We start from the raw sequence: 24,042 nt of genomic DNA, 5'->3' as shown, positions 1-24,042 counted from the left end.
CTAATCTTTGATCAATCAGAAATTATCATTAAATAAAGGGCTAGTACGAAGAAAATTTTCAATAATTTCATCAGATAATATTTGTATTTTTTAGTCTAGTTTCATTTTATCTTTAATCTTATTCTTTATCATATCTTTTTTTCTGCTTTTTATTGTATAGCTTCTGCTTTTTTGCCATTTTTGTATAAAATGTAGGTCATGCAAAAAGAAAAATTACGCGTCATCAGAAAGCAAAAAGGTTATACTCAACAGCAGGTAGCTGATTTTATCGCAACAGATGTATCTAATTACAGCAGAAAAGAAAGCGGTGATGTAAGGATCGTAAGAGATGAATGGGACAAGCTTGCCCGTTTTCTGGATGTACCGTTTGAGGACATTTATGAAGAAGAGGAACCTACAGTAGTTGTTAATAATGACCATCCTGTATTTAATGACAGATCTTCTTCTGCGGGAGTAATTACTAACCAGAACAATTATGATAATATCCCTGGAGCTATTATTGAAAACCTTCAAAACTATATTGCTCTATTAAAAGAGGAGAACGAAAAGCTGAAAGAAGAACTAAAAGGTCTCCCGAGAGGAAGAAAATAATACAGTTTGAACACTTAAAAATATTGATGTCACTTCTATTAAATTATGTAGTGACATTTTTTTTTGCTTTGTAGTGTTGATGGGTGATTTTTTTGACGCAAAGGATTAATTTTCCTATGCTTTATTTCAGAAGGCGAAGAGGTGCGACTTTGTCGCTGATGAAGCTTTGTGATAGTAATACGTTCGCTTAAAGAGAATCAATTTCATGGATTCCACCCTTTGCTCCCTTAGAATATTAAAGAAAACAAATGAAAGCTTTACGTTAAAAAATTCTTTGATTTAAATTCTTTAAAATTTACAATTCCTCTAACGGATCCCAGAACAGTTTTTTGAAATTTTTTATTCTAAGATTTTCCACAATGATTCCTTCTGCTTCCAGCTTAGGTTGAAATTCCGGAACAGACAGTACTCCCGAACTTGAAATCACACGGTGGGCAGGAACATCTTTTGGACAGCCACCCATAGCTTTCCCTACATGTCTGGAATGATTAGGATAGCCAACAGCCTTTGCTATGGCACCATAAGTAGACACTCTTCCTTTGGGAATAAGTCTTGCTACTTCATATACCTGTTGTTTGAAAATCTCGTCCATATCTGTTTTCTATGTTTTTGCATCATTTTTGAACTCATCTGAGCTCGGGAATGTTTCATTAAAAGATAAAGATATGAAAAAATCATTTTTCAGGCTGTTGAATGCGGTTAATAAAAAGGTCCTTCCAAAGCTGAGTAATAAAGATCCTAATCACCTTACTAAGGTCGAAAAGGGAATCTTGGCGTATCGTTATTTTGTACTGGTGAATTCGTTGGATTGATTTTTATTTTTCCGCGGATTGCACAAATTTTCACAAATGTTTATATGTATTTTTGGGGAAACGCAAAGACGCAAAATTATTTTAATACTATATATTGTAAAGCGCAAGGATTTTATCTTTGACAAAATTGTACACAGTCAAATTTTATTAATATCATTCTGATTTTACAAATTACGCAGATAGTAAAAATCTGTGTAATTCGTGTCATCTGTGGGAATACTATATACCATTTTTTTAACCATTAAGAAAAATAATTGTAAGACTAATTAAGTTTCATCTTTGATGAAAAATAAAACATGCTGTTAAATAAAATGGCTTTAGCTATTTTTCTTAATACTCTTTACAAATTAAATAATCTTAATGGTTTAAATTGTTTTTAGTTTCCAAAACACATCTATTTTTCAATCATAAAATAAAAAAAGCGCTTCAAATGAATTGAAGCGCTGATATTGTAATCTCTTGTGAGAATTTCGTTCTTAGTTTTCTAAGATATAAGAGAACATCAATGGTGCACAGATTGTTGCATCACTTTCAACGATAAATTTCGGTGTAGTGATATCAAGTTTACCCCAAGTGATTTTCTCATTTGGAACTGCTCCTGAATATGAACCGTAAGATGTTGTAGAGTCAGAAATCTGGCAGAAATAAGACCAGAAAGGAATGTCATGCATTTCCATGTCCTGATATAACATTGGCACTACACAGATAGGGAAATCTCCTGCGATACCTCCACCAATCTGGAAGAATCCAACTCCTTTTCCTCCTGAATTTTTAGTATACCAGTCAGCAAGGTAAGTCATATATTCAATACCGGATTTCATTGTAGTCGCTTTAAGCTCTCCTTTGATACAGTAAGAAGCGAAGATGTTACCCATTGTAGAATCTTCCCATCCCGGTACTACAATTGGCAAGTTTGCTTCTGCTGCAGCAATCATCCAAGAGTTTTCTCTAGGAATTTCATAGTATTGCTCCAATACTCCTGAAAGGATCATTTTGTACATGAATTCGTGTGGGAAATATCTTTCTCCTTTAGCTTCTGCATCTTTCCAGATCTCTACGATATGTTTTTGTAATCTTCTGAAAGCTTCTTCTTCAGGGATACAAGTATCTGTAACTCTGTTCAGACCTCTTTCTAAAAGATCCCACTCATCCTGAGCTGTTAAATCTCTATAATGAGGAACTCTTTCATAGTGAGAGTGTGCTACAAGGTTCATTAAATCTTCTTCAAGGTTAGCCCCTGTACAAGAGATAAAATCTACTTTTCCCTGACGGATCATTTCAGCAAGAATCTTTCCTAATTCAGCAGTAGACATTGCTCCTGCCAAAGTAATCATCATTTTTCCGCCATCTTTAAGATGTGCAACATATCCTTTAGAAGCATCCACCAATGCAGCTGCGTTGAAGTGCAGGTAATACTTTTCTATGAACTCTGTTATCGGTTTGCTCATTTTTAAAATTTTTGCAAAGATAAAACTTAAAAACGGAATGCAGCCAAAGCACTTGAAGAAAGTGTGATAGAGGAGTATTTTTTATCATTTGTTAAATGGAGAAGGTATAAATTGTTGGAAAACGCAGGGGCGCAAAGGATTTTAAAGCTTTGTAAATATTTTAAGGCTCAAGAACATTTCGACTTCGCTCAATGTAAGATTTTCAACAAGGGAAAGTATTATTTTCGCACAGATTGCACAGATTTTATATTATCCGAAAAATAAGCATCTGACAAAAAATAAATTGTACAGTATAAAATTTTATCGAAGATAAAATCCTTGCATCTTACAACACATAGTATTAAAATAATTTTGCACCCTTGCGTTTTCCAACATTAAAATTAACCCTTTAAACTAACAAAAAAGCGTAGCCTATACGAGCCACGCTTTCATTGTAATTCAACTTAATATTTTTAACAAAGCTTTATCCTTCCCAGGCTTCCACTTTCAAAATCTCAATTTTCCTTTCTCCTTCTCTGAAAGGCCAGTCTATGATATCTCCTACTTTGTATCCTACTACCGCAAGAGCAATATCCGACAGGATGGAATGTTTATTCTTCTTAAGCTTTGCTTTGGTAGAAGGCACAAAAATATATTCGTGTTCAAAGTTTAAGGTATGATCTTTTAACGTCACCTTTCTGTCTACCGTAACAATATCCGCAGGAAGATCTCTTCTCAGCACCTGTTTTGCCTTTCTGAGTTCTTCGGTAAGTCTTTTTTCTTCTCCGATGCTCACTTTTTTTCTTCTGAGTGTATCTTTTATAGCATCATAAATTCCGGTGGTTACAATAATATGATTGGACATTTTTTCGTTTTTAAAAATTAAAGTGCAGTTATTCCCCAGTAATCCAATGTAGAATCCAGGTATAGAACAGCCTTCTTCTATGGAAAACTGCAAAAAGTAATAAATAAATCGGAAGTGATTCCCTGTCTTGGATCCTGACAGGGACTATATGATGAAGTCCTTAGAACTTTTCAGAAAAGAATCTGTATGACGATAAAGTAAAGACATCAGCAATCCCGAACGGCGGTGTTGTGCAGATAAAAAGATTGTTGCTGTCATTATCATTATCAGTTATTATTAATTCTAACAAAGATAGGACTTAAAAACGGAATGCATAGGATGTACGTAAAGAAATGCTTTGTCATTCTTTTTTAATGAAGAATTAAAACTTAAAACGTCTGTTTTCTTTTTTGTCTGAAAGCTTTTTCTTGTTATCCAATCTTTTTTGCTTCTGTCCTTTTGATGGTTTCGTTGCGGTTCTCTTTTTGGGAACAATTAGTGCTTTGTTGACTATTTCTATTATTTTTTCAATAGCTTTATTTTTATTCATCAGCTGGGTTCTGCTTTCAGAAACGGTGAGAAATAAAAAACCATCTGCGTTGATTCTGTTTTTCAATTTATCCTGAATCAATACTTTTTCATCATCATTGAAGGATTCTGAGGCCTCTACTTTCCAAAGTACAGTAACAGCAGTCTCTACCTTATTAACGTTTTGTCCGCCCGCTCCACTGCTGCGGGAAGTTTTAAAACTGAGTTCTTTTGAAAAGTCTTTCATTTTTAGGCTAGAGATTTATATTTTTATAGAGTTCCATTCTGTTTACTTTTCCATTAGGTGTTCTTGGAATTTCATGGATGAAAATAATTTCTTTTGGCTTGTGAAAATTCTTCTCAAACGTTATTTCCGAAATTTTCTTTATTACCTCATCCGACTCATTTCCTTCAATAATTAGTATCAATTTCTGTCCTAAAGTTTCATCTGGCAACCCCATAAATACGGCTTCGTTCGAGATTTCTTTTTTTACTAATGCTTCAAGTGTTTCAGGAAAAATTTTTGCACCTCCAGAGTTGATCACATTATCAATTCTTCCGAGGAATTTAAACTGTTTTTCATTCCTGATATCAGCTAAATCATTAGTCTGCAATTCTTCAGCATTCACATTGGGTGCAAAAATCTTAAGACACCCTCTACCATCCAAAGAGATGGTTACATTCTCAAAAACGGTGAAATAATCCTCCTGTCCCGGCATCAATTGTTTTAAACCGATATGGGAAAGTGTTTCAGACATCCCATACGTTTCAAAAATTCGGTTGGAGTTACTAAGATTTATCTGCAAAATTTTATTTTTCAGACTTTCTGAGACTGCAGCACCTCCAATGATCAGATTTTTGATCAGGTGAAGTTTTTCCAGTGAGTTTTCTACCTGAAGTGGTGTCATGGCACAAAAGTCTATTTCTTCTTCCAGGTTTTCAACGGGTTTTAAAGAAGGATCGGCAATTTTTAATTTTAATTTCCTTTCTATAGAACGTACAATCATCATTTTACCTGAGATATATTCTACCGGCAAACAAAGTAATGCCGTATCGCCTTCTTTTAATCCTAAAAAATTACAGGTCATGACTGCAGAATTGATCATTTTCTTTTTTCAATTTCAAAAATTTTCGGAACTCCTGTAGAGCCCGATGTCTGAACATTTACCCATTTTTTTGTGAAAACCATTCTTCCAGAAAATTTTTCACTTTCTTTTCAAATTCGGTATTGAACGATAATTGATTAATATTGAGATTATTGAAGTCTATCAGCATATTTTCCGTGAATAAATTCTACAGTAAATTTAAAAAAAATTTCAAAAAGTTCTTGTATGTAAAGAAAAAAGCTGTAAATTTGCACCACCAAAATAAAACAGACCTATAGTGTAACGGTAACACTCCGGTTTTTGGTACCGTCATTCGGGGTTCGAATCCCTGTGGGTCTACAAACCACTCTTTTTTAAGGGTGGTTTTTGTTTTTTGGGATGGGGCAGATTTTTTATATAGAAAAATTTTCAATCTGCCTTTTCTTCCTTTAAAAAAGCAAGAATTTTCAAGGAAGATATTTGTAAATAAGAAAAAAATATATAAATTTGCATCACCAAAGTAAAACAGACCTATAGTGTAACGGTAGCACTCCGGTTTTTGGTACCGTCAGTCGGGGTTCGAATCCCTGTGGGTCTACAAACCATCCTTTTAAGGATGGTTTTTTATTTTTTCAAACATCCCACTCAGCCACTCTTACTTATTCATATTTAATCGATTCATAAACCTCACAGGTTTTTGAAACCTGTGAGGTTTATTTTTATTTCTCTCCTTTATTTAAATAAAACCCCAATATTCTTAAAGCTACCTATTAAGATAATTAAAAAGCTCCTACCAAAAGTAGGAGCTATATCTATTCTTCTAAAGAAGGGCAATAGATGTCAAAATCAAATTCAGCATCTACTTCTCTTATAAAAGCATTATATCTTTTATCAAAATGGATCCAAGGAGCACTTTCTTCTCTATTATTCAGGAACAGCGCACAAGAAAATTCACAATAATATTTTTTTGCATACTCCTTTAGAATAGGAATTTTAGGTTCTAGAATATCTAAAATTTTATTCATTTGCTCCTCAAAACTTTCTTCATTTCCATAGGATGGGCCGTATATCCACCCATTTCTTTTTGATAGTTTTGAAGAGTTTGGATTTATTTGCTTTCCTTTACTATAAATCTTATAGGGTATCAAGTTTAAAGATTCTGTTATTTCCGAATCATTTATATCTTCATAATCCCATATATTAAAGCGTAAATTCAAATCATTTTTCACCATAAACTAATAAGTTTGTTTTGTATTAAACATTGGTTGGTTCAATAAACCTCACAGGTTTTAAAAACCTGTGAGGTTTGTATTAAAATAATATTCTGCAAGTGAATAAAAATTATTATTTATTTATTTTTTAAGATCATCAATCTCTTCCTGAATAGATTTGATTCTGTCTCTTAATTCCTGGCTTACTTTCCCTGGAATCTTTTTTATTTTTCTTAAATCCAGAGCAAGCATAATAGAAGCTATTCCCATGAAAATAAATGAAACACCTGTAAGAGTAACTAATGAAAATCCTGTAAACACAGGATTGAATATCAGTAACAGAGAAAATATAATTCCTCCTACACTGGCAAGAGCTACATTTCCCCAGCTCATTATTTTCATGCTTTTCAGGTCAAATGCAAAGCCTAATAATTGAAAGGAACGAAATAATAAAGTAAATCCAATCACAAACGGAAGTACGGTCATTGAAATTTGAGGATTTGCAATAAGATATACTCCTATTGCGGTTGTTAATAATCCGCTTACCAGAAACCAGCCCCATCCCTGTAAGGATTTACTGTTTTGTAAGGAAAAGAAGATTTCGGTAATTCCTGAAAATAAGAATGAAACACTGAAAAAAATAGAGAGTGTAACATACGTTGCAAGTGGCACACTGAATACGTAGAAACCACAGATAAGGAAAATAATTCCGAAGATTAATGGAATGTACCAGTGTTTTACAGTATTGGTAAGAGTTTGAAATAAATTGGCCATAGGTGTGTTTTTTGGTCCTGCCTACTTTTTTGTAACGGTTTTCGGCTTATCCGCAGGTATTTCAAACAGATTATAAATTTCACCTGAATTTGAAATATAACCTCTTACTAATGTATGAAAAATAAACGGGGAAAGCGTTCTATTTTATAAATTGTTTTTGCAAAAAAGAAATAATAAGATGAGCAAAATAAATACTGGTGATTATATTTTCTATTCTGGTTTACTGGAAACAAAAAGGTGAAAATCATTTGATTTTCACCTTTTTAAAACATATTTAGATCTGTTTTATATTCTTATTTCGGTTTGTATAATTTGTACATCACGAAAAGAAAGCCAATCCATATCGGAATCAGAATCACCTGAATTTCCATCCCTGTAATACTCATCAGTCCTAAAATCAGAACCAAAAATGCAATACAGATATAATTAGATATTGGATAAAATATAGAAGGGAATTTTGATTGAACTCCTTCTGCATTGATTGATTTTTTAAACTTTAAATGAGTGTAACATATCATCAGCCAATTGATAATCAACGTAGATACCACCAAAGCCATTAGGTATTCAAAAGCTTTTTCCGGCACTAATTTATTAATGATAATACAGATTCCTGCAAAACATGAAGAAATAATGATTGCGTTAGTAGGAACTGAATTTTTGTTCAGTTTTTTCAAAAATTTCGGAGCATTACCCTGCTGAGCCAATCCGAAAAGCATTCTGCTGTTACTGTAAACACTACTGTTGTATACCGACAAAGCAGCAGTTAAAACAATCAGGTTAAGAACATTAGCAATCAATGTATTGAACTGAATCACTTTACCAAAAAGACTGAATTCAAGACCATTCAGATTTTGAAATACCATTACAAACGGGCTGGATCCTTCTGTAATATCTCTCCAAGGGCTTAATGAGAATAAGATCACCAAAGCTCCTACATAGAAAATAAGAATTCTATAGATCACCTGATTGGTAGCCTGTGGAATTGTTTTTTCCGGATTTTTAGCTTCTGCAGCTGTAATCCCGATCAGTTCCAGACCTCCAAAGGAGAACATAATCATCGCCATGGCTGCAAATAACCCTGAATATCCGTTTTCTGTTTTATTAAATAATCCTTTCGGGAAAAATCCGCCGTCATTCCAAAGATTGGTGATAGTCGCTTTTTCTCCTCCTGTACCGCTTATTAAAAGATAGACTCCGAAAATAATCATTGCAATAATAGCCACAACTTTGATGATGGAAAACCAGAATTCTGTTTCTCCGTAAACTTTCACAGAAGCAAGGTTAAGTGCATTGATGACTATAAAAAAGAATAAACTGGAAACCCAGAGTGGTATTTCCGGCCACCAGAAGTGAATATAATGTCCAATTGCTGTAAGCTCCGCCATACTTACCAGAATATAGAGAATCCAGTAGTTCCATCCGGAAGCAAAACCCGGGAAATTTCCCCAATATTTGTAGGCAAAGTAACTAAAACTTCCCGAAACAGGTTCCTGAACTACCATTTCACCCAGCTGACGCATAATAAAAAAGGCGATAATTCCTGCTAAAGCATAGCCTAAGATTACAGATGGTCCTGCCAGTACTGCAGCCGGTCCAATTCCCAGAAATAACCCTGTTCCTATGGCACCTCCAAGGGCAATTAATTGTATATGTCGGTTTGTTAATCCTCTAACTAAAGTCTCGTTTTGTCCTGTTTTATTTTCGTTGCTCATTGAATGAATTATTCGGTCGCTAAATATATAAAAACTTTTCAGAGAAATTCACATTCCATGGGGTAAATTGAGAATTCGACTTCATCCCGGAGTGCACACCCCTTTTATTTTTACTCTATTTCTGATAAAGTTCAAAATACATTTACCAAAACAACCTTGACAAGTGAAATAAAGATTAAATTTTAAAGTTTTGATATGAAATTATTTGCCATTCATCACAAACGTATTTGAAAAAAGTGATCTCCTTCGTTATTGAAAGAGATCACTTTTATAATTATTTAAACTGAATGCAAAAGCCGGAAGCTAAAGCCTACAAAAATTCTTTCGGAACTGAAATATTATTCTTTTTCATGTATTCCAAGAGACTTTGATATTTATCTTCATATTCATCATTTCCACACTTGTGAGAAATACTACAGATGTCGGATGGTTTGATGTCTAAAATGTCAGATATTTTAGTCAGTATCTCCAGGTTGATCTTTACCTTGGAATTCTCAATATCGGAATATGCTTTTTGGGAAATTCCCATTTCAAAAGCCATGTATTCCTGCGTAAGATCTCTGCTCCTACGTATTTTCCTGATATTTTGTCCACATACTTTCATCGTTTTTGTTTTAGTAGTTTTCGGTATATTTTAGAAGATTAGCTATTAGCCTCCAACAAAGTTAATAAATACCTTTGGCAAAACATTATACACGTTACATGATATTTATTTTCGACATAAAAAAGACTTAAAAATAGAACTTTTTTCAGAGAAAATATCAATTCGGTAAACACTATTGGAATTTATGGAGACGCAAAAATTTAATTATGACAATAATATTGTCAGAGCATTCCTCTATGCGACTGTCGCATTCGGACTTGTAGGATTTCTGCTGGGGCTTACAGCTGCATTGATGCTTTTTTATCCTGAATTGCCTGAATTTTTATTCGGTACGGATGATACAACGATTAAAAGCTTAGCTTCGGGTAATATTCAGGGACTGATCAACACTCAGGGAGCCATGGGCTTCGGAAGAATCAGAATGCTTCATACAAGTGCCGTTATTTTTGCTTTCGTCTGTAATTCCTTTTTCTGTGGTGCTTACTACAGTATGCAGAGGCTTCTTAAAACCAGATTGTACAGTGATACCCTTTCATGGATTCACTTCTGGTCCTGGCAGTTTATGATTGTAACTGTAGTGATTACATTCCTAATGGGAATCAATACGTCTAAAGAATATGCCGAACATGAGTGGCCTATTGATATCTTAATTGCATTCTCATGGATTATTTTCGGAATTAATATGTTCGGAACGATTGCCAAAAGAAGAGTGAGACATTTATATGTAGCCATTTGGTTTTATATAGCCACCTGGATTGCGGTAGCAATGCTTCACATCTTCAACAACCTGGAAGTTCCGTTATCTTTCACCAGCTGGAAATCCTATTCTGTATATGCAGGGGTAAAAGATGCATTAGTACAATGGTGGTATGGACACAATGCGGTAGCATTTGTATTAACTACTCCAGTATTAGGTCTGATGTATTATTTTATGCCTAAAGCAGCTCAGCGACCGGTATTCTCATACAAACTATCCATTATTCACTTCTGGTCGCTGATCTTTGTATACCTTTGGGCCGGCCCTCACCACCTACAGTATACCGCTTTACCGGCATGGGCTCAGGCAGTGGGAACAGGTTTCTCTATCATGCTTATTGCACCATCATGGGGAGGTATGTTAAATGGTCTTCTTACTTTAAGAGGAGCATGGGATAAAGTAAGAGAAAATCCAATTCTTAAATTCTTTGTAGTGGCTGTTACATGCTATGGTATGGCTACTTTCGAAGGACCTTTATTAGCTACAAAATCATTAAATAAAATTGGTCACTATACCGACTGGGTGATTGGCCACGTACACTTGGGAGCTCTTGGATGGAATGGTTTCATGGCATTCGGAGTGGTATATTATCTGGTTCCGATTATGTGGAGAACGTCCCTTTGGTCTAAAAAACTGGCCAACTGGCACTTCTGGCTGGGAACATTAGGAATTATCTTTTATGCCGTACCTATGTATATTTCAGGATTCACACAGGGATTAATGTGGAAGCAATTTAATCCGGACGGAACCTTATTGTGGAAAAACTGGCTGGATACGGTCACTGCAATTATTCCATACTTTAAAATGAGATTCTTAGGTGGAGTACTGTATTTATCAGGAGCGATTTTAATGGTCATCAATGTTATCAAAACAATTAAAGCTGGTTCATTCCAGAAAAACGTTCCTGCGGAGGCTCCAGCATTAGCCAATATCGGGACTACAAGAAAAGAAGGCGAAGGCGTACACCTTTGGTTGGAAAGAACTCCTACTCTCCTTTCTGTATTAGCTTTCATTACCATAGCAATTGGTGGATTGGTGGAAATTGTTCCTACCCTGTCCCTGAAGCAAAGTGTTCCGACCATTTCAGCGGTAAAACCGTATACTCCATTGGAACTTGAAGGTAGAGATTTGTATATCCGTGAAGGCTGTAACTCCTGCCACTCTCAGATGATAAGACCTTTCCGGGATGAGGTGGTAAGATTTGAAGGAAAAAACGGACAGTATTCCAAAGCGGGAGAATTTGTTTACGACAGACCTTTCTTATGGGGATCCAAAAGAACAGGACCGGATCTACATAGAGAAGGAGGAAGAAACCCGGATTCATGGCACTTTAAACATATGTATAACCCAAGAATCACTTCTGCAGGTTCTATCATGCCTCGTTTTCCATGGTTAATTACCAATAAACTGGACAAAACCCAAATGGTGGACAAAATGAAACTGATGAAAAATGCCTTTGATGTCCCTTATACAAAAGCTCAGATTGATTCTGCCAACCAATGGGCGGATAACCAGTCAAAAGCAATCGTACAAAGAATTTATGCAGAAGCAACAGATGTAAAAGATCAGATGGTTAAAGAAAAAACAGCCAAAGGATCTGCTTATGTACCTCTTGAACAAAGAGAGATTGTAGCCATGATTGCTTATCTGCAAAGATTAGGTACGGACATTAAAACAACACAGGTACAAACTGCAAGTGTAGAGTAACATTTAAAATTAAACTGCAATGAAAACGAGAACCCCCATTTCAATATATATCGCAGCAACGATAGGTTTAACGATCATGGCCTTTGAAATGTTCGCCAGTGATTCAGGATATTTTTCTTCTCCTTTTTTCTGGGCGCTGATATTAATCGCTACGATCCTGCTGCTGATCATGAACTCTATCGGAGATCTGGTAGAAAATCAAAGCTTCAGCAAATTATCCGAGGAAGAGAAAAAACAATATCTGGAAGAGAAAAAAATTCCGTATTACCAGAAATTATGGAATTCTGCTTTCAAAAAACAAACCGCTACGGAAGAAAAAGATATTCTTATCGACCATGGTTTTGACGGAATTACAGAGCTTGACAACTCGCTTCCAAAATGGTGGATCGGTCTGTTCTGGTTCGGATGTATCTTCTGTGCAGTTTATTTGTTTGCCTTTTCTTTCACAGATTATGCCCATCCGGAGGCAGAGTATACCAAAGAAACAAAAACGATGCTGGCTTCTATCGCGGAGTATGAGAAAACAGCACCTCAGATCAATCTGGAATCTGCAAAATACAGTGCTGATAATATAGCAGAAGGACAGGAACTATTTAAAACAAACTGTGTTACCTGCCACGGAGATGCTGGAAAAGGAGGCATAGGGCCTAACCTTACCGATACCCACTGGATTAATATTAAAGAAAAAAGCTTATTTAAAAATGTATTCTGGATGCTTGAAAACGGTTCTCCAAACAATCCAACCATGAGACCTTTCATCAAGGAAGGAACCATTACCGGAAGAGATGCTGAAAAATTGCCGCTTATATCTATCACATCAACCAGGAAACTGCTCCTATCACTACGGCCCAAGGCGGTGCTGCTCCTCAGGGAGAAGAAGTGAAATGGGAAAACGGAAATAACTAAATTATTATCTATCATATAAACCATGCCACGCCCCCTTCACAACTACTAACATTTGAATTTCATTTTTGCTAACTAACCTTTTCAACATTAAAAAATGATAAAAGGGGGCGTTTTTTACAAATAACAATCCTTACTTTGGCTGTCTTACTCAACTATTCACTTGACAACTACAAACTAGAAATTCCATAAAAAGACAGCCAAGGCAGGATTTTTGCATTCGCAAAAGGGTACCACAACAAAGACCAAATAAAATAGTATTATTATCTTTGTTAGAAACCACCTCGCATTTGAAACTGAAAATCAACATCACAAAACTCTTAAGGCGTATTGCAATAATCTTTATTTCGATATTGGTTCTTCTTACCCTGTTGATCCTAAGCTTAAGGCTTCCTGCCGTCCAGAACTTCATCAAAGACAAGCTTATTGTTTATCTGGAGAAGAAAATTAAAACTCCTGTAAGCCTTGAAAGAGTTTATATTGGATTTCCCAACAGCCTTGTCATGGAAAATCTCTATCTCAAAGGACAGGATGTAGATACTCTTCTGGCCGTTAAAAAGCTAGATGTAGGACTGCATATGCTGAAGCTGCTTAATTCTACAGCTGACATTACTTCTGTCAATATGGAAGGTGCCCGTGCTAATGTAGTACGGAAACCGGATGGCAAATTCAATTTTGATTATATTATTGACGCTTTCGCTTCCACCGACAAAGAAGAAAGTCCTTCCAAGCCTTTTATTATTTCTTTAGATAAAATTAATTTAAAAGATGTTGGGGTAACGTTTAATGACCAACAGTCGAAGAATGATATTCAACTCTACTTTAAGTCTTTTGATACCAGAGTAAAAACTTTTGATCTCAGCAAAAACAATTATGCCGTCAATGACATCAATCTTGACGGATTAAAATTAAAGTTAAAGCAGGGACTTGTAGAAGAAGTTGCAAAAAGGTAGAGAAAAAAGTAGATTCTCTCAACGAAAAGAAACCGATGAATATTGGGCTGAGAGGAATCAAGCTTACTCATTTTGATATTGATTACGGTGATGAAAATACCAAAACATTTGCAAAAGTTATCTTCAAAGAGCTGAGCACAAAGGTTAATAAACTGGATCTGGAAAACAATGCTTACAATGTTTCGAATGTATTCCTTTCCGGAGCAGATATCAATACTAATCTTTATCTTCCTGCTCAGAATGCCAATCCAAAAACAACAAAAGAGCCTGAAGTTTCCAAAGCAACTGATCAGGATAAAGCCATGAAACTTCTCTTAGGGAAACTTGTTTTAAATGATGTAAAAGTCAATTATAACAATACCGCTATTGCTCCAACGAAACAGGGAATGGACTTCAACCACCTTAATTTTTCAAAAATGAATGTGGAGGTAAGAAGCTTCAAAATGGAGAACAATACTTTTGCCGGTACAGTGAATACGGCAGAAATTAAAGAAGGCAGAGGACTGGATATCCAGAAATTCAATACTGATTTTGTTTACGCAGAAAAAGAAGCGTACCTGAAAGATCTTTATCTTCAAACACCAAAAACGATATTGCGTGATGAGGTTATTTTAAACTATAATTCCATTGATCAACTTAGTTCAAACTTAGGTGCTGTAAAGATTTCAGCCAATATCAAAGATTCAAAAGTAGGATTTTCTGATATTCTGAATCTGGTTCCGACTTTAAAAAACACGGTTCCGTTCAACAAATACCCGAACGCAATTCTTAATGTGAATGCGAATGTAAAAGGAAGCGTAAACGATCTTTTAATTAAGGATCTCAAAGTTTCAGGGCTTGATCAGCTGAGGGTAATGGCTTCCGGAAAGATCAAAAATGCAATGAATCCAGATCAGTTATATTATGATCTGAGAATCGGGGAATTTTCTTCCAATGCCCAAACGATATTTAATCTTGTTCCTAAAAATACAATTCCTTCCAATATTTCGCTTCCTTCCCATTTCAGCATCAAAGGAAATGCAAAAGGAACAACCAAAGTAGTGAATACAGATCTTAACCTCTACTCTACTTTAGGGAATGCCGCCATCATCGCACAGGTAGACATGCGCAAAAAAAATCATGAATTGTATGATGTAAAGGCCAATCTTCAGGGAATACAGGTTGGAAAAATTATTCAGAATAAAGATATTGGTCCCATTACCGCACAAATTGCTGCAAAAGGAGAAAGCTTTGATTTTAAAAATGCCAATGCCAACTTAAAAGGACATGTTGCTTCCGCAGTTTACAAAGGATATCGTTATCAAAACATGAACCTTACCGGAAAGATCAATAAAGGGGCATATCATGTCATTTTGGATTCAAAAGATCCGAATGCCAGTTTACAGCTGACCGCTTCGGGAGTATATGATGAAAAAAATCCTACCGTAAAAGTGAATGGAGAAGTCATCAAACTGGATGTCAACAAACTTGGCTTCTATGAAAAACCGATGATTATTGCCGGAAAAATTGATGGAGATTTCACCAGCTTAGATCCTAACAACCTAAATGGATATCTAAATCTTAAAGATTTTGCATTCTCAGATACGAAAGAGGTTTATCCGGTACAGGAAGTTAATCTGAAAGCTTCCTCTACAACAGATTCTACACAGATTATTTTCAATTCGCAGATCGCAGATATAGAACTGAAAGGAAAATATAAACTTACCCAGATTTTTGGTGCTTTAACGAAAACCGTGAATCAGTATTATCAGTTTCAAAAACCGGATAACAAACAGAAAATTGATCCGGGACAGCATTTTACCTTTACGGCTAAAATTAAAAATGATGATCTGATCAGAAAATTTGTTCCGGATCTGAAAGATTTTGAAACCATCAATCTTGTGGGAAATTATGATGCAGATTCTCAGAAAATTGAAATTGACGGGCAGATTCCACGATTATTATATGGTGAAAATACTATTGAAAAAGGAGCTTTAAAAGTTACCAATGAAAATCAGGCATTGCAGTACAGCCTGAATGTTGCAGCTCTGAAAAGTTCAAGTTTTTCTTTAAACAAAATCAATATTGACGGAGATGTAGCAGACAATACGATACGATACAATGTCACCACAAAAGACGAGAAAGATGCTACCCAGTTCCTGATTGCAGGAAATGCAAAATCACTGAACGATATTACCGAAATATCTTTAAATCCGAACGGGTTAAAGCTCAACTACACAGATTGGAACGTTGCTGAGAACAACAAAATCCAGATCAGCAATAAGGGAATTCTGGCGGATAACTTCATCCTATCCAATGGAAACAGCCAAATTGCAGTGCAGTCTGAAAGCAGCAGTCCGAGCAGTCCTTTGAACATTTCGTTGAAAGATTTTAAAATCGAAACCATTACAGAATTGATTAAAAAAGATACTGTTCTGGCAAGAGGAACCATCAACGGAACGGCACAACTTCGGGATGTTACTAAAAATATGACATTCACTTCCGACCTGAATATTTCCGACTTAATGGTCTATGGAAGTCCTGTCGGAAATCTTGCTGTAAAAGTAAACAATACTTCACCGAAGGTTTTAAATGCAGATATTGCCCTTTCCGGAAATAATAATGATGTGAAAATTCTAGGTGATTATAATACTTCTTCAAGTACTTTTGATCTGAATATGGCGATCAACCAACTGCAGATGAAGAGTATTCAAGGGTTCTCTATGAATGCCATTACCAATACGGAAGGATATCTTTCAGGAAATTTAAAAATTACAGGAACCACTACCCAACCTAATATTTTAGGAAAAGTAAAATTCAATGATGCCGGCTTAGAAATAGCAAAAACAGGAAGTGACTTCCGACATCTGAGTGATGAAATAGACTTTACCAGCCGTGGAATTGAGTTTGATAAATTCAAAATTAAAGATAAGGACGGAAATGCGCTTGTTGTGAACGGACAGGTTCTTACCCAAACTTACAGAGATTTCGCCTTTAATCTGGATGTGAATGCTAAAGATTTCAAAGTTGTCAATTCAGAAAAATCAAATGATGCAATGATGTATGGTGTTTTGGCCATTGATGCCGGACTTCATATCCGCGGAAACCTGGATCTCCCAAAAGTAGATGGAAGATTAAATGTAGCAGACAACACGGACTTTACCTTTGTACTTCCTCAGTCTTCCCCATCTTTACAGGAAAGAGACGGAATTGTAGAATTTGTGGATCAGGATCAGGTGGTTTTAAATAAAACGATCAAAACAGATTCTCTCGATTCCAAAAGCCGTATTAAAGGAATGGATGTAAGTGTGAATATCGAAGTAAGCAAAGAAGCTAAACTCTCTATTATTATTGATAAAGTAAATGGTGATTTTGTAAAACTTCAGGGAGAAGCTGAACTGACAGGTGGAATTGACCCTTCCGGAAAAATGACATTAGTAGGCGTTTATGAAGTGGAAAAGGGAAGTTATGATCTTTCTGTGAGCTTACTTAAACGTAAATTTGATATTCAAAAAGGCAGCACGATCACATGGACGGGTGAACCTACGATGGCTCAAATGAATATTACTGCCGTATATAAAACAGAAGCTCCGCCTATTGATCTTGTAGAACAGCAGATCAGTGGCGAAAGTGCTTCAACATTGAATCAGTTTAAGCAGAGAGTTCCTTTCAATGCTTTATTAAAAATGAAAGGGGAATTATTGAAGCCTCAGCTTACTTTCGATATTACGACGGATGAAAAAAATAATTCTGTATCTACGAATGTAAAAGATATTATTGATCAGAAACTTGCCCAGATCAGAACACAGGAATCTGAACTGAATAAGCAGGTATTCGCATTATTGCTTCTGAACCGTTTTATCGGAGAAAATCCATTTGAAAGCGGAGCAGGAATGTCTGCAGAGACTATGGCAAGACAGAGTGTGAGTAAAATTCTTTCCCAGCAGCTGAACAATCTTGCGGCAGGTCTGATTAAAGGAGTAGATCTTAATTTTGGTCTTGATTCTTCAGAAGATTATTCCAGCGGACAGAAAAATACCAGAACCGATCTGAATGTAGACATCAGTAAAAAACTATTGAATGATCGTCTGAAAGTAACCGTAGGAAGTAATTTCGGACTGGAAGGCCAGGCTCGTCAGAATGAAAATATGACCAATATTGCGGGAAATGTTTCCGTAGATTACAGCCTTTCCAAAGACGGAAGATATATGCTGCGTGCTTATCGTAAGGATGAATATCAAGTGGCTCTTCAGGGGCAGATCATAGAAACCGGAGTCGGGTTCATTATTACATTGGATTATGATAAATTCCGTGAGATCTTCCAAAAGTCTAAGGAGAAAAAACAAAAAAAGAATCAAAATAACCAGGTGGTAGAATTTAAATAATGAGTAATAAGTTCCATATATATTGTAAGTACCTGTTGGTTTCCGGAATGGCATCCACAGTAGTCTCGTGCAGCAATACAAGGTTTTTGAAAGAAGGGCAAATGCTGTACACAGGAGCCAAAGTAAAGATTGAAAACGATACGATTTCCAAAAAAGAAAAAAAAGATCTTCAGGCCGCACTGGAAGAAAATCTTACCCCAAAACCCAATTCTACATTTTTGGGAATGCGTCCTAAGCTATATTTTTATAATATCGCCAAAGAACCGAAAAAAGATAAAGGTTTTAATTACTGGCTTAAATATAAAGTAGGTGAAAAGCCTGTATTATTAGGTGATGTAGACCGTGAGTTCAATAAAGACATTATTGTCAATTATTCTGAAAACAAAGGCTATTTCAATGCAAGAGCTTCTTATGATACGGTTTCAAAAAATAAAAAAGCTCAGGTCATTTATACGGTAAGACCTGGTTCAAGATATCTGATTGATGGTGTAAAATTCCAGAAGGATTCTACATTGGTGAATCAGGAAATTCAGGGTTTAACAAAGAGAACATTTCTTAAAAACGGAAAACCATTTGATCTGGATGTCATTAAAGCGGAAAGAGAAAGAATAGATAATGGCTTAAAGGAAAGAGGTTTTTATTATTTCCATCCTGATAATATTATTGTACAGGCAGACAGTACAGTGAGTAAAAATCATAAGGTTGAGCTTAACGTAAAACTGAAAGACAATACTCCGGATTTAGCAACGCAGCAATTTAGCATTAATAATGTTATTGTATTTCCCAATTACAACATTCAGGATGTAAAAGACGGAAAATACAGCATTCCGATGAATAAAGATTCTCTTTCAAAATATGCTTTCGATGATATTTATGTTATTGATCCGCAGCACAAATTCAAACCGAAAATTTTTGACAGAGCATTATACTTTAAAAAAGGAGATCTTTATAACCGTTCCAATCATAATCTTACGTTGAACCGTTTGATCAGTTTGGGCGTTTTCAAGTTTGTAAAAAATGAGTTTGTGGTTTCAGATTCATTAAGCCATAAATTTGATGCCTACTATTTATTAACTCCGAGACAAATCCAGTCCCTTCGTCTGGAAGCATTAGGAAGAACAAACTCCGCAAACTACGCAGGGAGTGAGCTGAACCTGAACTGGACCCACCGAAATTTCTTCAGAGGTGCAGAACAATTCAAAGCAGCGATCTTCGGAGCTTTTGATTTCCAGATGGGAGGTGCACAGGATGCCAATAATATTTTCCGTGCGGGAGCGAATGCACAACTTTCTATCCCAAGAATTGTGGCTCCTTTCCGTTTTCATTCTTCCAGTGAGTTTGTTCCGAGAACGAATATCACACTGGGATATGAATTCCAAAACAGAACAAAATATTATACTTTAAATAACTTCACCGGATCATTCGGATATCTGTGGAAAGAAAATGCCAGAAAAGAACATGAGCTGAAGGTGATTGACATTACATTGGTTTCTCCTGCGAATGTTACTGATGAATACAATAAAATATCAGCCGAAAATCCTGCTATGCAAAGAATTGTCCAAAGACAGTTAATTTTCGGTCCTACTTATTCCTTCACATATACCAACACGATGCTTCCAAAGACCAATACCGTTTATTATAAAGGAACGCTTGATCTTGCAGGAAATATAACAGGACTGGCAACAGGTGCAGATGTAAAAAAAGATAAGGAAAAGAAAATATTTGGGATTCCTTTCAGTCAGTATGTAAAGATTGAAAATGATTTCAGATTCTATCATAAGTTCACTGAAAAGTCTTCACTGGCAACTAGATTCATTGGAGGAATTGCCTATCCCTACGGAAACTCAGAGTATATACCTTTCTCCAAGCAGTTTTTCTCTGGAGGGAGTAACAGTATCAGAGCATTCCGTGCGAGAACATTAGGGCCTGGAAGTTTTGACCCAAGAACTCTGGAGCCTGGTACTTATTTTGACCAGTCCGGAGATATTAAACTTGAATTAAATGCTGAATACCGCGCCAATCTTTATAAATTTTTAAATGCAGCCGTGTTTGTAGATGCCGGAAATATCTGGCTGCTTCACGACGATGATAAAAGACCGGGCGCTAAGTTTTCGAAAGACTTTTTAAATGAAATTGCGGTGGGAGCCGGAGTAGGTCTGAGACTGGATTTTTCTATCCTGATTCTAAGACTGGATCTTGCCATGCCACTGAGAGTTCCTTACTATCAGAAAGGAGACAGATGGGCCTTTGATAAGATCAATTTCGGAGACTCAAACTGGAGAAAAGATAATCTTGTTTTAAATATTGCCATCGGATATCCATTTTAATATGATCAATACTGTTAAATTTTTCTGGGAAGTTCTAAAAGATACGTTTACGGAATGGAACAATTCTTCTGCATCAAAAGATTCAGCAAGTCTTGCGTATTATGCCATCTTTTCTATCCCTGGATTATTGATCATTATTATCTGGGTACTGGGAAATTTCTTTGGAGAAGAAGCTATCCGTGGGCAGATCAGCACACAGATCAGCGGCATTATGGGACCAGATGTAGCGAAAAGTATTGAAGGCATGCTGGCTGGTGCTCTTATTGATAAAAAGAATATTTTTATGAAGGCTGTAGGAGTCGGATCATTAGTTTTCGGTTCTACTACTCTTTTCTTTCAGTTACAACATACGTTAAATACTCTTTGGGAAGTAGAAGCTGCTCCTAAAAAAGCACTGGTCAAGTTCTTATTAGACAGAGCCAATTCTTTGGGAATGATTCTTATTCTGGGATTTCTTCTGATGATCACCATGATTTTGTCTTCCTTAATCAGCCTGTTTAATACCATTATCACTCAATATTTTGGTTTTGAAACCTATATGCTGGTAGAAACAGTAAATTTTGCTGTAGGCTTTGGACTTGTTATGCTGTTATTTGCTTTAATGTTTAAAGTGCTGCCTGATGTTTTGGTCAGCTGGAAACCGGTATGGAAAGGCGCTTTTCTAACTACTGTTTTATTTACATTGGGAAAATTTTTATTAAGTCTTTATTTTAATCAGGTAAAACCTACCTCAGCCTTTGGCGCTGCGGGAACCGTTATTCTGATTATGATGTGGATTAATTATTCCTGTATGCTGATATTTTTCGGCGCAGAATTTACGAAAGTATATACCTACAAAAAAGGATATAAAGTAGTTCTTTCCAAACATGCACGATGGACTCCTGCTAAACTGTATGCAGATAGTCTGAAGCAGATGCAGGGGGAAAGTAATGATAAAGCGTAGATTTGGGTTGCGGGGTTCGGGTTGCGAGATTTTGAGATTCGGGATATTTCTGATACAAGATTATTGATATAAAAAAGCCTCCTGAAAAATTCAGGAGGCTTTCTTATTGTTACATTCTGTTTACGGTTCCGATTCCCAGCAATTCTAACGATTTTTTGATCGTTTTTGCTGTGATATCTGAAATATTCAAACGGAATTGTTTTACATTTTCGTCTTCCTGATTCAGAATTGGGTTATTCTGGTAGAAAGAGTTGTATGCCTTCACCAGGTCATATACATAGTTTGCTACTAAAGCAGGGCTTAAACTTTCCGCTGACTTCGCTACTGTAGTTTTAAAGTTAGTTAGCTGCATAATCAATTCTTTTTCAGATTGATTTAATTCAATATCAGCAGTTTCTGACTGTAAAGTACCTGCTTTAGACAATAATGACTGAATACGAGCATATGTATATTGAATAAACGGTCCTGTATTTCCGTTGAAATCAATACTTTCTGCAGGATTGAAAAGCATTTTTTTCTTAGGGTCTACTTTAAGCATAAAATATTTCAATGCTCCCAGTCCTACTGTTTCATAAGATGCTTCTTTATCTTCTTCTGAAAGGCTTTCTAATTTTCCTAATTCCTGAGCTTTAGATTTTGCTGTTTCATACATTTCCTGCATCAGGTCATCTGCGTCTACTACAGTTCCTTCACGGGATTTCATTTTACCCTCAGGGAGCTCTACCATTCCGTAAGAAAGATGGAATAATTGATCAGCCCATTCATATCCTAGTTTTTTAAGAATCTTAAATAAAACCTGGAAGTGATAATCCTGTTCGTTTCCTACCGTATAGATCAGTTTCTGGATATTATCCTGCTTAAAACGCTCCACTGCTGTTCCAAGATCCTGAGTCATATAAACGGATGTTCCGTCTGAACGTAATAAAAGTTTCTGATCAAGCCCTTCATCTGTAAGGTCACACCAAACAGAACCATCTTCTTTCTGATACAGAACACCTTTGTCTAATCCAGCCTGAATAAGATCTTTTCCTAAAATATAGGTATTGCTTTCATATTGAACCTGGTCAAAATCAACACCTAATCTTTTATAGGTTTCATTGAATCCTTTATAAACCCATGAGTTCATTTCTTCCCAAAGTGCTCTTACTGTTTCATCACCATTTTCCCAATCCAAAAGCATTTTCTGAGCTTCTTTCATAACCGGAGCGTCTTTTTTAGCCTGCTCTTCTCCTACTCCTTGCTCTACCAGTTCTGCAATTTCTTTTTTATAATTTTTGTCAAATTCTACGTAGTAGTTTCCAACAAATTTATCTCCTTTGGTATTGGTTGTTTCAGGAGTTGCTCCATTCCCGAATTTCTCCCAAGCCAGCATAGATTTACAAATATGAATACCTCTGTCATTGATGATCTGAGTTTTGATCACGTCATATCCGGCTTCTTTTAAAATCTGAGCTACCGAGAATCCTAATAAATTATTTCTGATGTGCCCTAAGTGCAATGGTTTATTGGTATTCGGTGAAGAATATTCTACCATTACTGTAGCATTTTTCTTTTCTATAGTAGAGAAATTTTTCGTTACAGATCTGAAGTTATCTACAAACAATTGGTTTTTTACCTTTACATTAAGGAAACCTTTTACTACGTTAAAACTTTCAAAAAGATCGGTTTCTGTCAAAGCTTCACCTAGTTCAACTCCGATACTCTCAGGATTTTTTTTAAGTTGTTTCACCAATGGAAAAGTGACAATGGTAAAATCGCCCTCAAATTCTGTTTTATTTTCCTGAACTTCCAGCTTGATGTCTTTTAACTGATATACATTTAAAATGACGTCCGAAAGTTTTTGTTCTATAATATCTTTAATATTCATTTTTCTAATTCTCTTTTTAATGCTTATAGCTGAAACATTTTTACAATTTGTTTCAGCTTAAAATCTGAGTTACAAATATACGGAAATAAAAAACCGCCAAATGGCGGTTTTTATAGGTAAATGAGAAATTTTATTCTTTTCTGAAAACTAGGACTGCCTCATCATTGCCAGGAGTAGTATCCAGGTTTTTACTGCTGTCATTAATTCGGAGTTCCGTATTGGAATAGGAATCAATTTCTTTTTTCAAAGTTTTAGAAACCCCTGCCTCCACATAAGTAAGAGTTAGCGTCTGATACATTTTATCAAAAGTCCATTTTCCCCCAAAAGAATCAAACAGATTACAGTTTCCGGAAGAAGAAGCATCATATCTTTCATATGATCCTGAGAAATCCGGGTTAATAAATATTATTCCTTTTTTCTCACAATCACTCAGCATGATTTCTCTACCCTTAAATTCGTATTTATACGGTTTCCATGTACCATTAATACTTACATTTTCATTTACAACTGTACGGTCATCATCACTAGAACATGATGCAATACTCATTAAAAGAAGAATTCCTATAAAAAGTCTCATATAAAAGTTTTTATATTCTTCAAGCCTACAAATAGACTTGAAGAATTATTATTTAA

The 24,042-nt window shown here is 35.7% G+C and carries 15 protein-coding genes, 2 tRNA genes and 3 pseudogenes; 9 read left to right on the top strand and 11 right to left on the bottom strand.

Annotation, left to right across the window (positions count from 1 at the left end; all coding sequences use genetic code 11):
- Window positions 1-198 precede the first annotated feature (198 nt).
- The gene (locus tag BOQ62_RS06295; RefSeq protein ID WP_129038022.1) at window positions 199-591 is read left to right on the top strand and encodes a helix-turn-helix transcriptional regulator; all 393 of its coding nucleotides are present in this window, start codon (window positions 199-201) and stop codon (window positions 589-591) included.
- Window positions 592-886: 295 nt separating this feature from the next.
- Here the strand turns inward: BOQ62_RS06295 and BOQ62_RS06290 are convergent, their stop codons facing one another.
- Window positions 887-1,183, bottom strand: a complete 297-nt coding sequence (locus BOQ62_RS06290; RefSeq protein WP_110008117.1) for an MGMT family protein — start codon at window positions 1,181-1,183, stop codon at window positions 887-889.
- Between the two features lie 73 nt (window positions 1,184-1,256).
- On the opposite strand from BOQ62_RS06290, the gene BOQ62_RS22400 reads away from it, so the two are divergent.
- Window positions 1,257-1,403 (top strand): hypothetical protein, encoded by a 147-nt coding sequence (locus BOQ62_RS22400; RefSeq protein WP_164976697.1) that lies wholly within the window; start codon window positions 1,257-1,259, stop codon window positions 1,401-1,403.
- A 476-nt stretch (window positions 1,404-1,879) separates the two neighbouring features.
- Here BOQ62_RS22400 and BOQ62_RS06285 read toward each other — a convergent pair whose 3' ends face one another.
- From BOQ62_RS06285 to BOQ62_RS06270, 4 genes and pseudogenes are all read right to left on the bottom strand, one after another.
- Window positions 1,880-2,851, bottom strand: a complete 972-nt coding sequence (locus tag BOQ62_RS06285) for a deoxyhypusine synthase family protein (protein ID WP_034673009.1) — start codon at window positions 2,849-2,851, stop codon at window positions 1,880-1,882.
- Window positions 2,852-3,314: 463 nt separating this feature from the next.
- A complete protein-coding gene (locus tag BOQ62_RS06280; protein ID WP_129038020.1) occupies window positions 3,315-3,695 on the bottom strand; it encodes a GreA/GreB family elongation factor in 381 nt (126 codons plus the stop codon).
- A 361-nt stretch (window positions 3,696-4,056) separates the two neighbouring features.
- The gene (gene arfB / locus BOQ62_RS06275) at window positions 4,057-4,449 is read right to left on the bottom strand and encodes an alternative ribosome rescue aminoacyl-tRNA hydrolase ArfB (protein WP_129038018.1); all 393 of its coding nucleotides are present in this window, start codon (window positions 4,447-4,449) and stop codon (window positions 4,057-4,059) included.
- Window positions 4,450-4,456: 7 nt separating this feature from the next.
- Window positions 4,457-5,477, bottom strand: a pseudogene (locus BOQ62_RS06270) (AMP-binding protein).
- Between the two features lie 99 nt (window positions 5,478-5,576).
- On the opposite strand from BOQ62_RS06270, the gene BOQ62_RS06265 reads away from it, so the two are divergent.
- Window positions 5,577-5,647, top strand: a tRNA-Gln gene (locus tag BOQ62_RS06265).
- Between the two features lie 167 nt (window positions 5,648-5,814).
- A tRNA-Gln gene (locus tag BOQ62_RS06260) sits at window positions 5,815-5,885 on the top strand.
- A 214-nt stretch (window positions 5,886-6,099) separates the two neighbouring features.
- On the opposite strand, the gene BOQ62_RS06255 is transcribed toward BOQ62_RS06260, so the two are convergent.
- The 4 genes from BOQ62_RS06255 to BOQ62_RS06240 form a co-directional block, all read right to left on the bottom strand.
- Window positions 6,100-6,519, bottom strand: a complete 420-nt coding sequence (locus tag BOQ62_RS06255; protein ID WP_129038016.1) for a DUF4279 domain-containing protein — start codon at window positions 6,517-6,519, stop codon at window positions 6,100-6,102.
- Between the two features lie 120 nt (window positions 6,520-6,639).
- Window positions 6,640-7,272 carry an HdeD family acid-resistance protein gene (locus BOQ62_RS06250; protein ID WP_129038014.1) on the bottom strand — a complete coding sequence of 211 codons (633 nt, stop codon included), beginning with the start codon at window positions 7,270-7,272 and terminating at the stop codon, window positions 6,640-6,642.
- 293 nt (window positions 7,273-7,565) lie between these two features.
- A complete protein-coding gene (locus tag BOQ62_RS06245) occupies window positions 7,566-8,984 on the bottom strand; it encodes an amino acid permease (protein WP_129038012.1) in 1,419 nt (472 codons plus the stop codon).
- 310 nt (window positions 8,985-9,294) lie between these two features.
- Window positions 9,295-9,588 carry a helix-turn-helix domain-containing protein gene (locus BOQ62_RS06240; RefSeq protein ID WP_121489057.1) on the bottom strand — a complete coding sequence of 98 codons (294 nt, stop codon included), beginning with the start codon at window positions 9,586-9,588 and terminating at the stop codon, window positions 9,295-9,297.
- A gap of 184 nt (window positions 9,589-9,772) precedes the next feature.
- Here BOQ62_RS06240 and ccoN point away from each other — a divergent pair, with 184 nt between their 5' ends.
- From ccoN to BOQ62_RS06215, 5 genes and pseudogenes are all read left to right on the top strand, one after another.
- Window positions 9,773-12,052, top strand: a complete 2,280-nt coding sequence (gene ccoN, locus BOQ62_RS06235) for a cytochrome-c oxidase, cbb3-type subunit I (RefSeq protein ID WP_129038010.1) — start codon at window positions 9,773-9,775, stop codon at window positions 12,050-12,052.
- Between the two features lie 19 nt (window positions 12,053-12,071).
- Window positions 12,072-12,958 (top strand): annotated as a pseudogene (locus tag BOQ62_RS06230) (cbb3-type cytochrome c oxidase N-terminal domain-containing protein).
- Window positions 12,959-13,245: 287 nt separating this feature from the next.
- Window positions 13,246-18,272: pseudogene (locus tag BOQ62_RS06225) on the top strand (translocation/assembly module TamB domain-containing protein).
- The gene (locus BOQ62_RS06220; RefSeq protein ID WP_129038008.1) at window positions 18,272-20,599 is read left to right on the top strand and encodes a BamA/TamA family outer membrane protein; all 2,328 of its coding nucleotides are present in this window, start codon (window positions 18,272-18,274) and stop codon (window positions 20,597-20,599) included. The pseudogene BOQ62_RS06225 and the gene BOQ62_RS06220 overlap by 1 nt, the downstream one beginning before the upstream one ends.
- Before the next feature lies 1 nt (window position 20,600).
- Window positions 20,601-21,542 (top strand): YihY/virulence factor BrkB family protein, encoded by a 942-nt coding sequence (locus tag BOQ62_RS06215; RefSeq protein WP_129038006.1) that lies wholly within the window; start codon window positions 20,601-20,603, stop codon window positions 21,540-21,542.
- Between the two features lie 109 nt (window positions 21,543-21,651).
- On the opposite strand, the gene argS is transcribed toward BOQ62_RS06215, so the two are convergent.
- Together argS and BOQ62_RS06205 are read right to left on the bottom strand one after the other, a co-directional pair.
- Complete coding sequence (gene argS / locus BOQ62_RS06210; protein ID WP_129038005.1) at window positions 21,652-23,409, bottom strand: arginine--tRNA ligase; 1,758 nt, start codon at window positions 23,407-23,409, stop codon at window positions 21,652-21,654.
- A gap of 130 nt (window positions 23,410-23,539) precedes the next feature.
- Window positions 23,540-23,986 carry a lipocalin family protein gene (locus tag BOQ62_RS06205; RefSeq protein ID WP_129038003.1) on the bottom strand — a complete coding sequence of 149 codons (447 nt, stop codon included), beginning with the start codon at window positions 23,984-23,986 and terminating at the stop codon, window positions 23,540-23,542.
- Window positions 23,987-24,042: the final 56 nt, after the last annotated feature.

The organism is Chryseobacterium sp. CH21, from assembly GCF_004119445.1.
In the GTDB taxonomy this organism is placed as follows: domain Bacteria; phylum Bacteroidota; class Bacteroidia; order Flavobacteriales; family Weeksellaceae; genus Chryseobacterium.
This window is presented reverse-complemented; position numbering and strand designations above follow the sequence as displayed.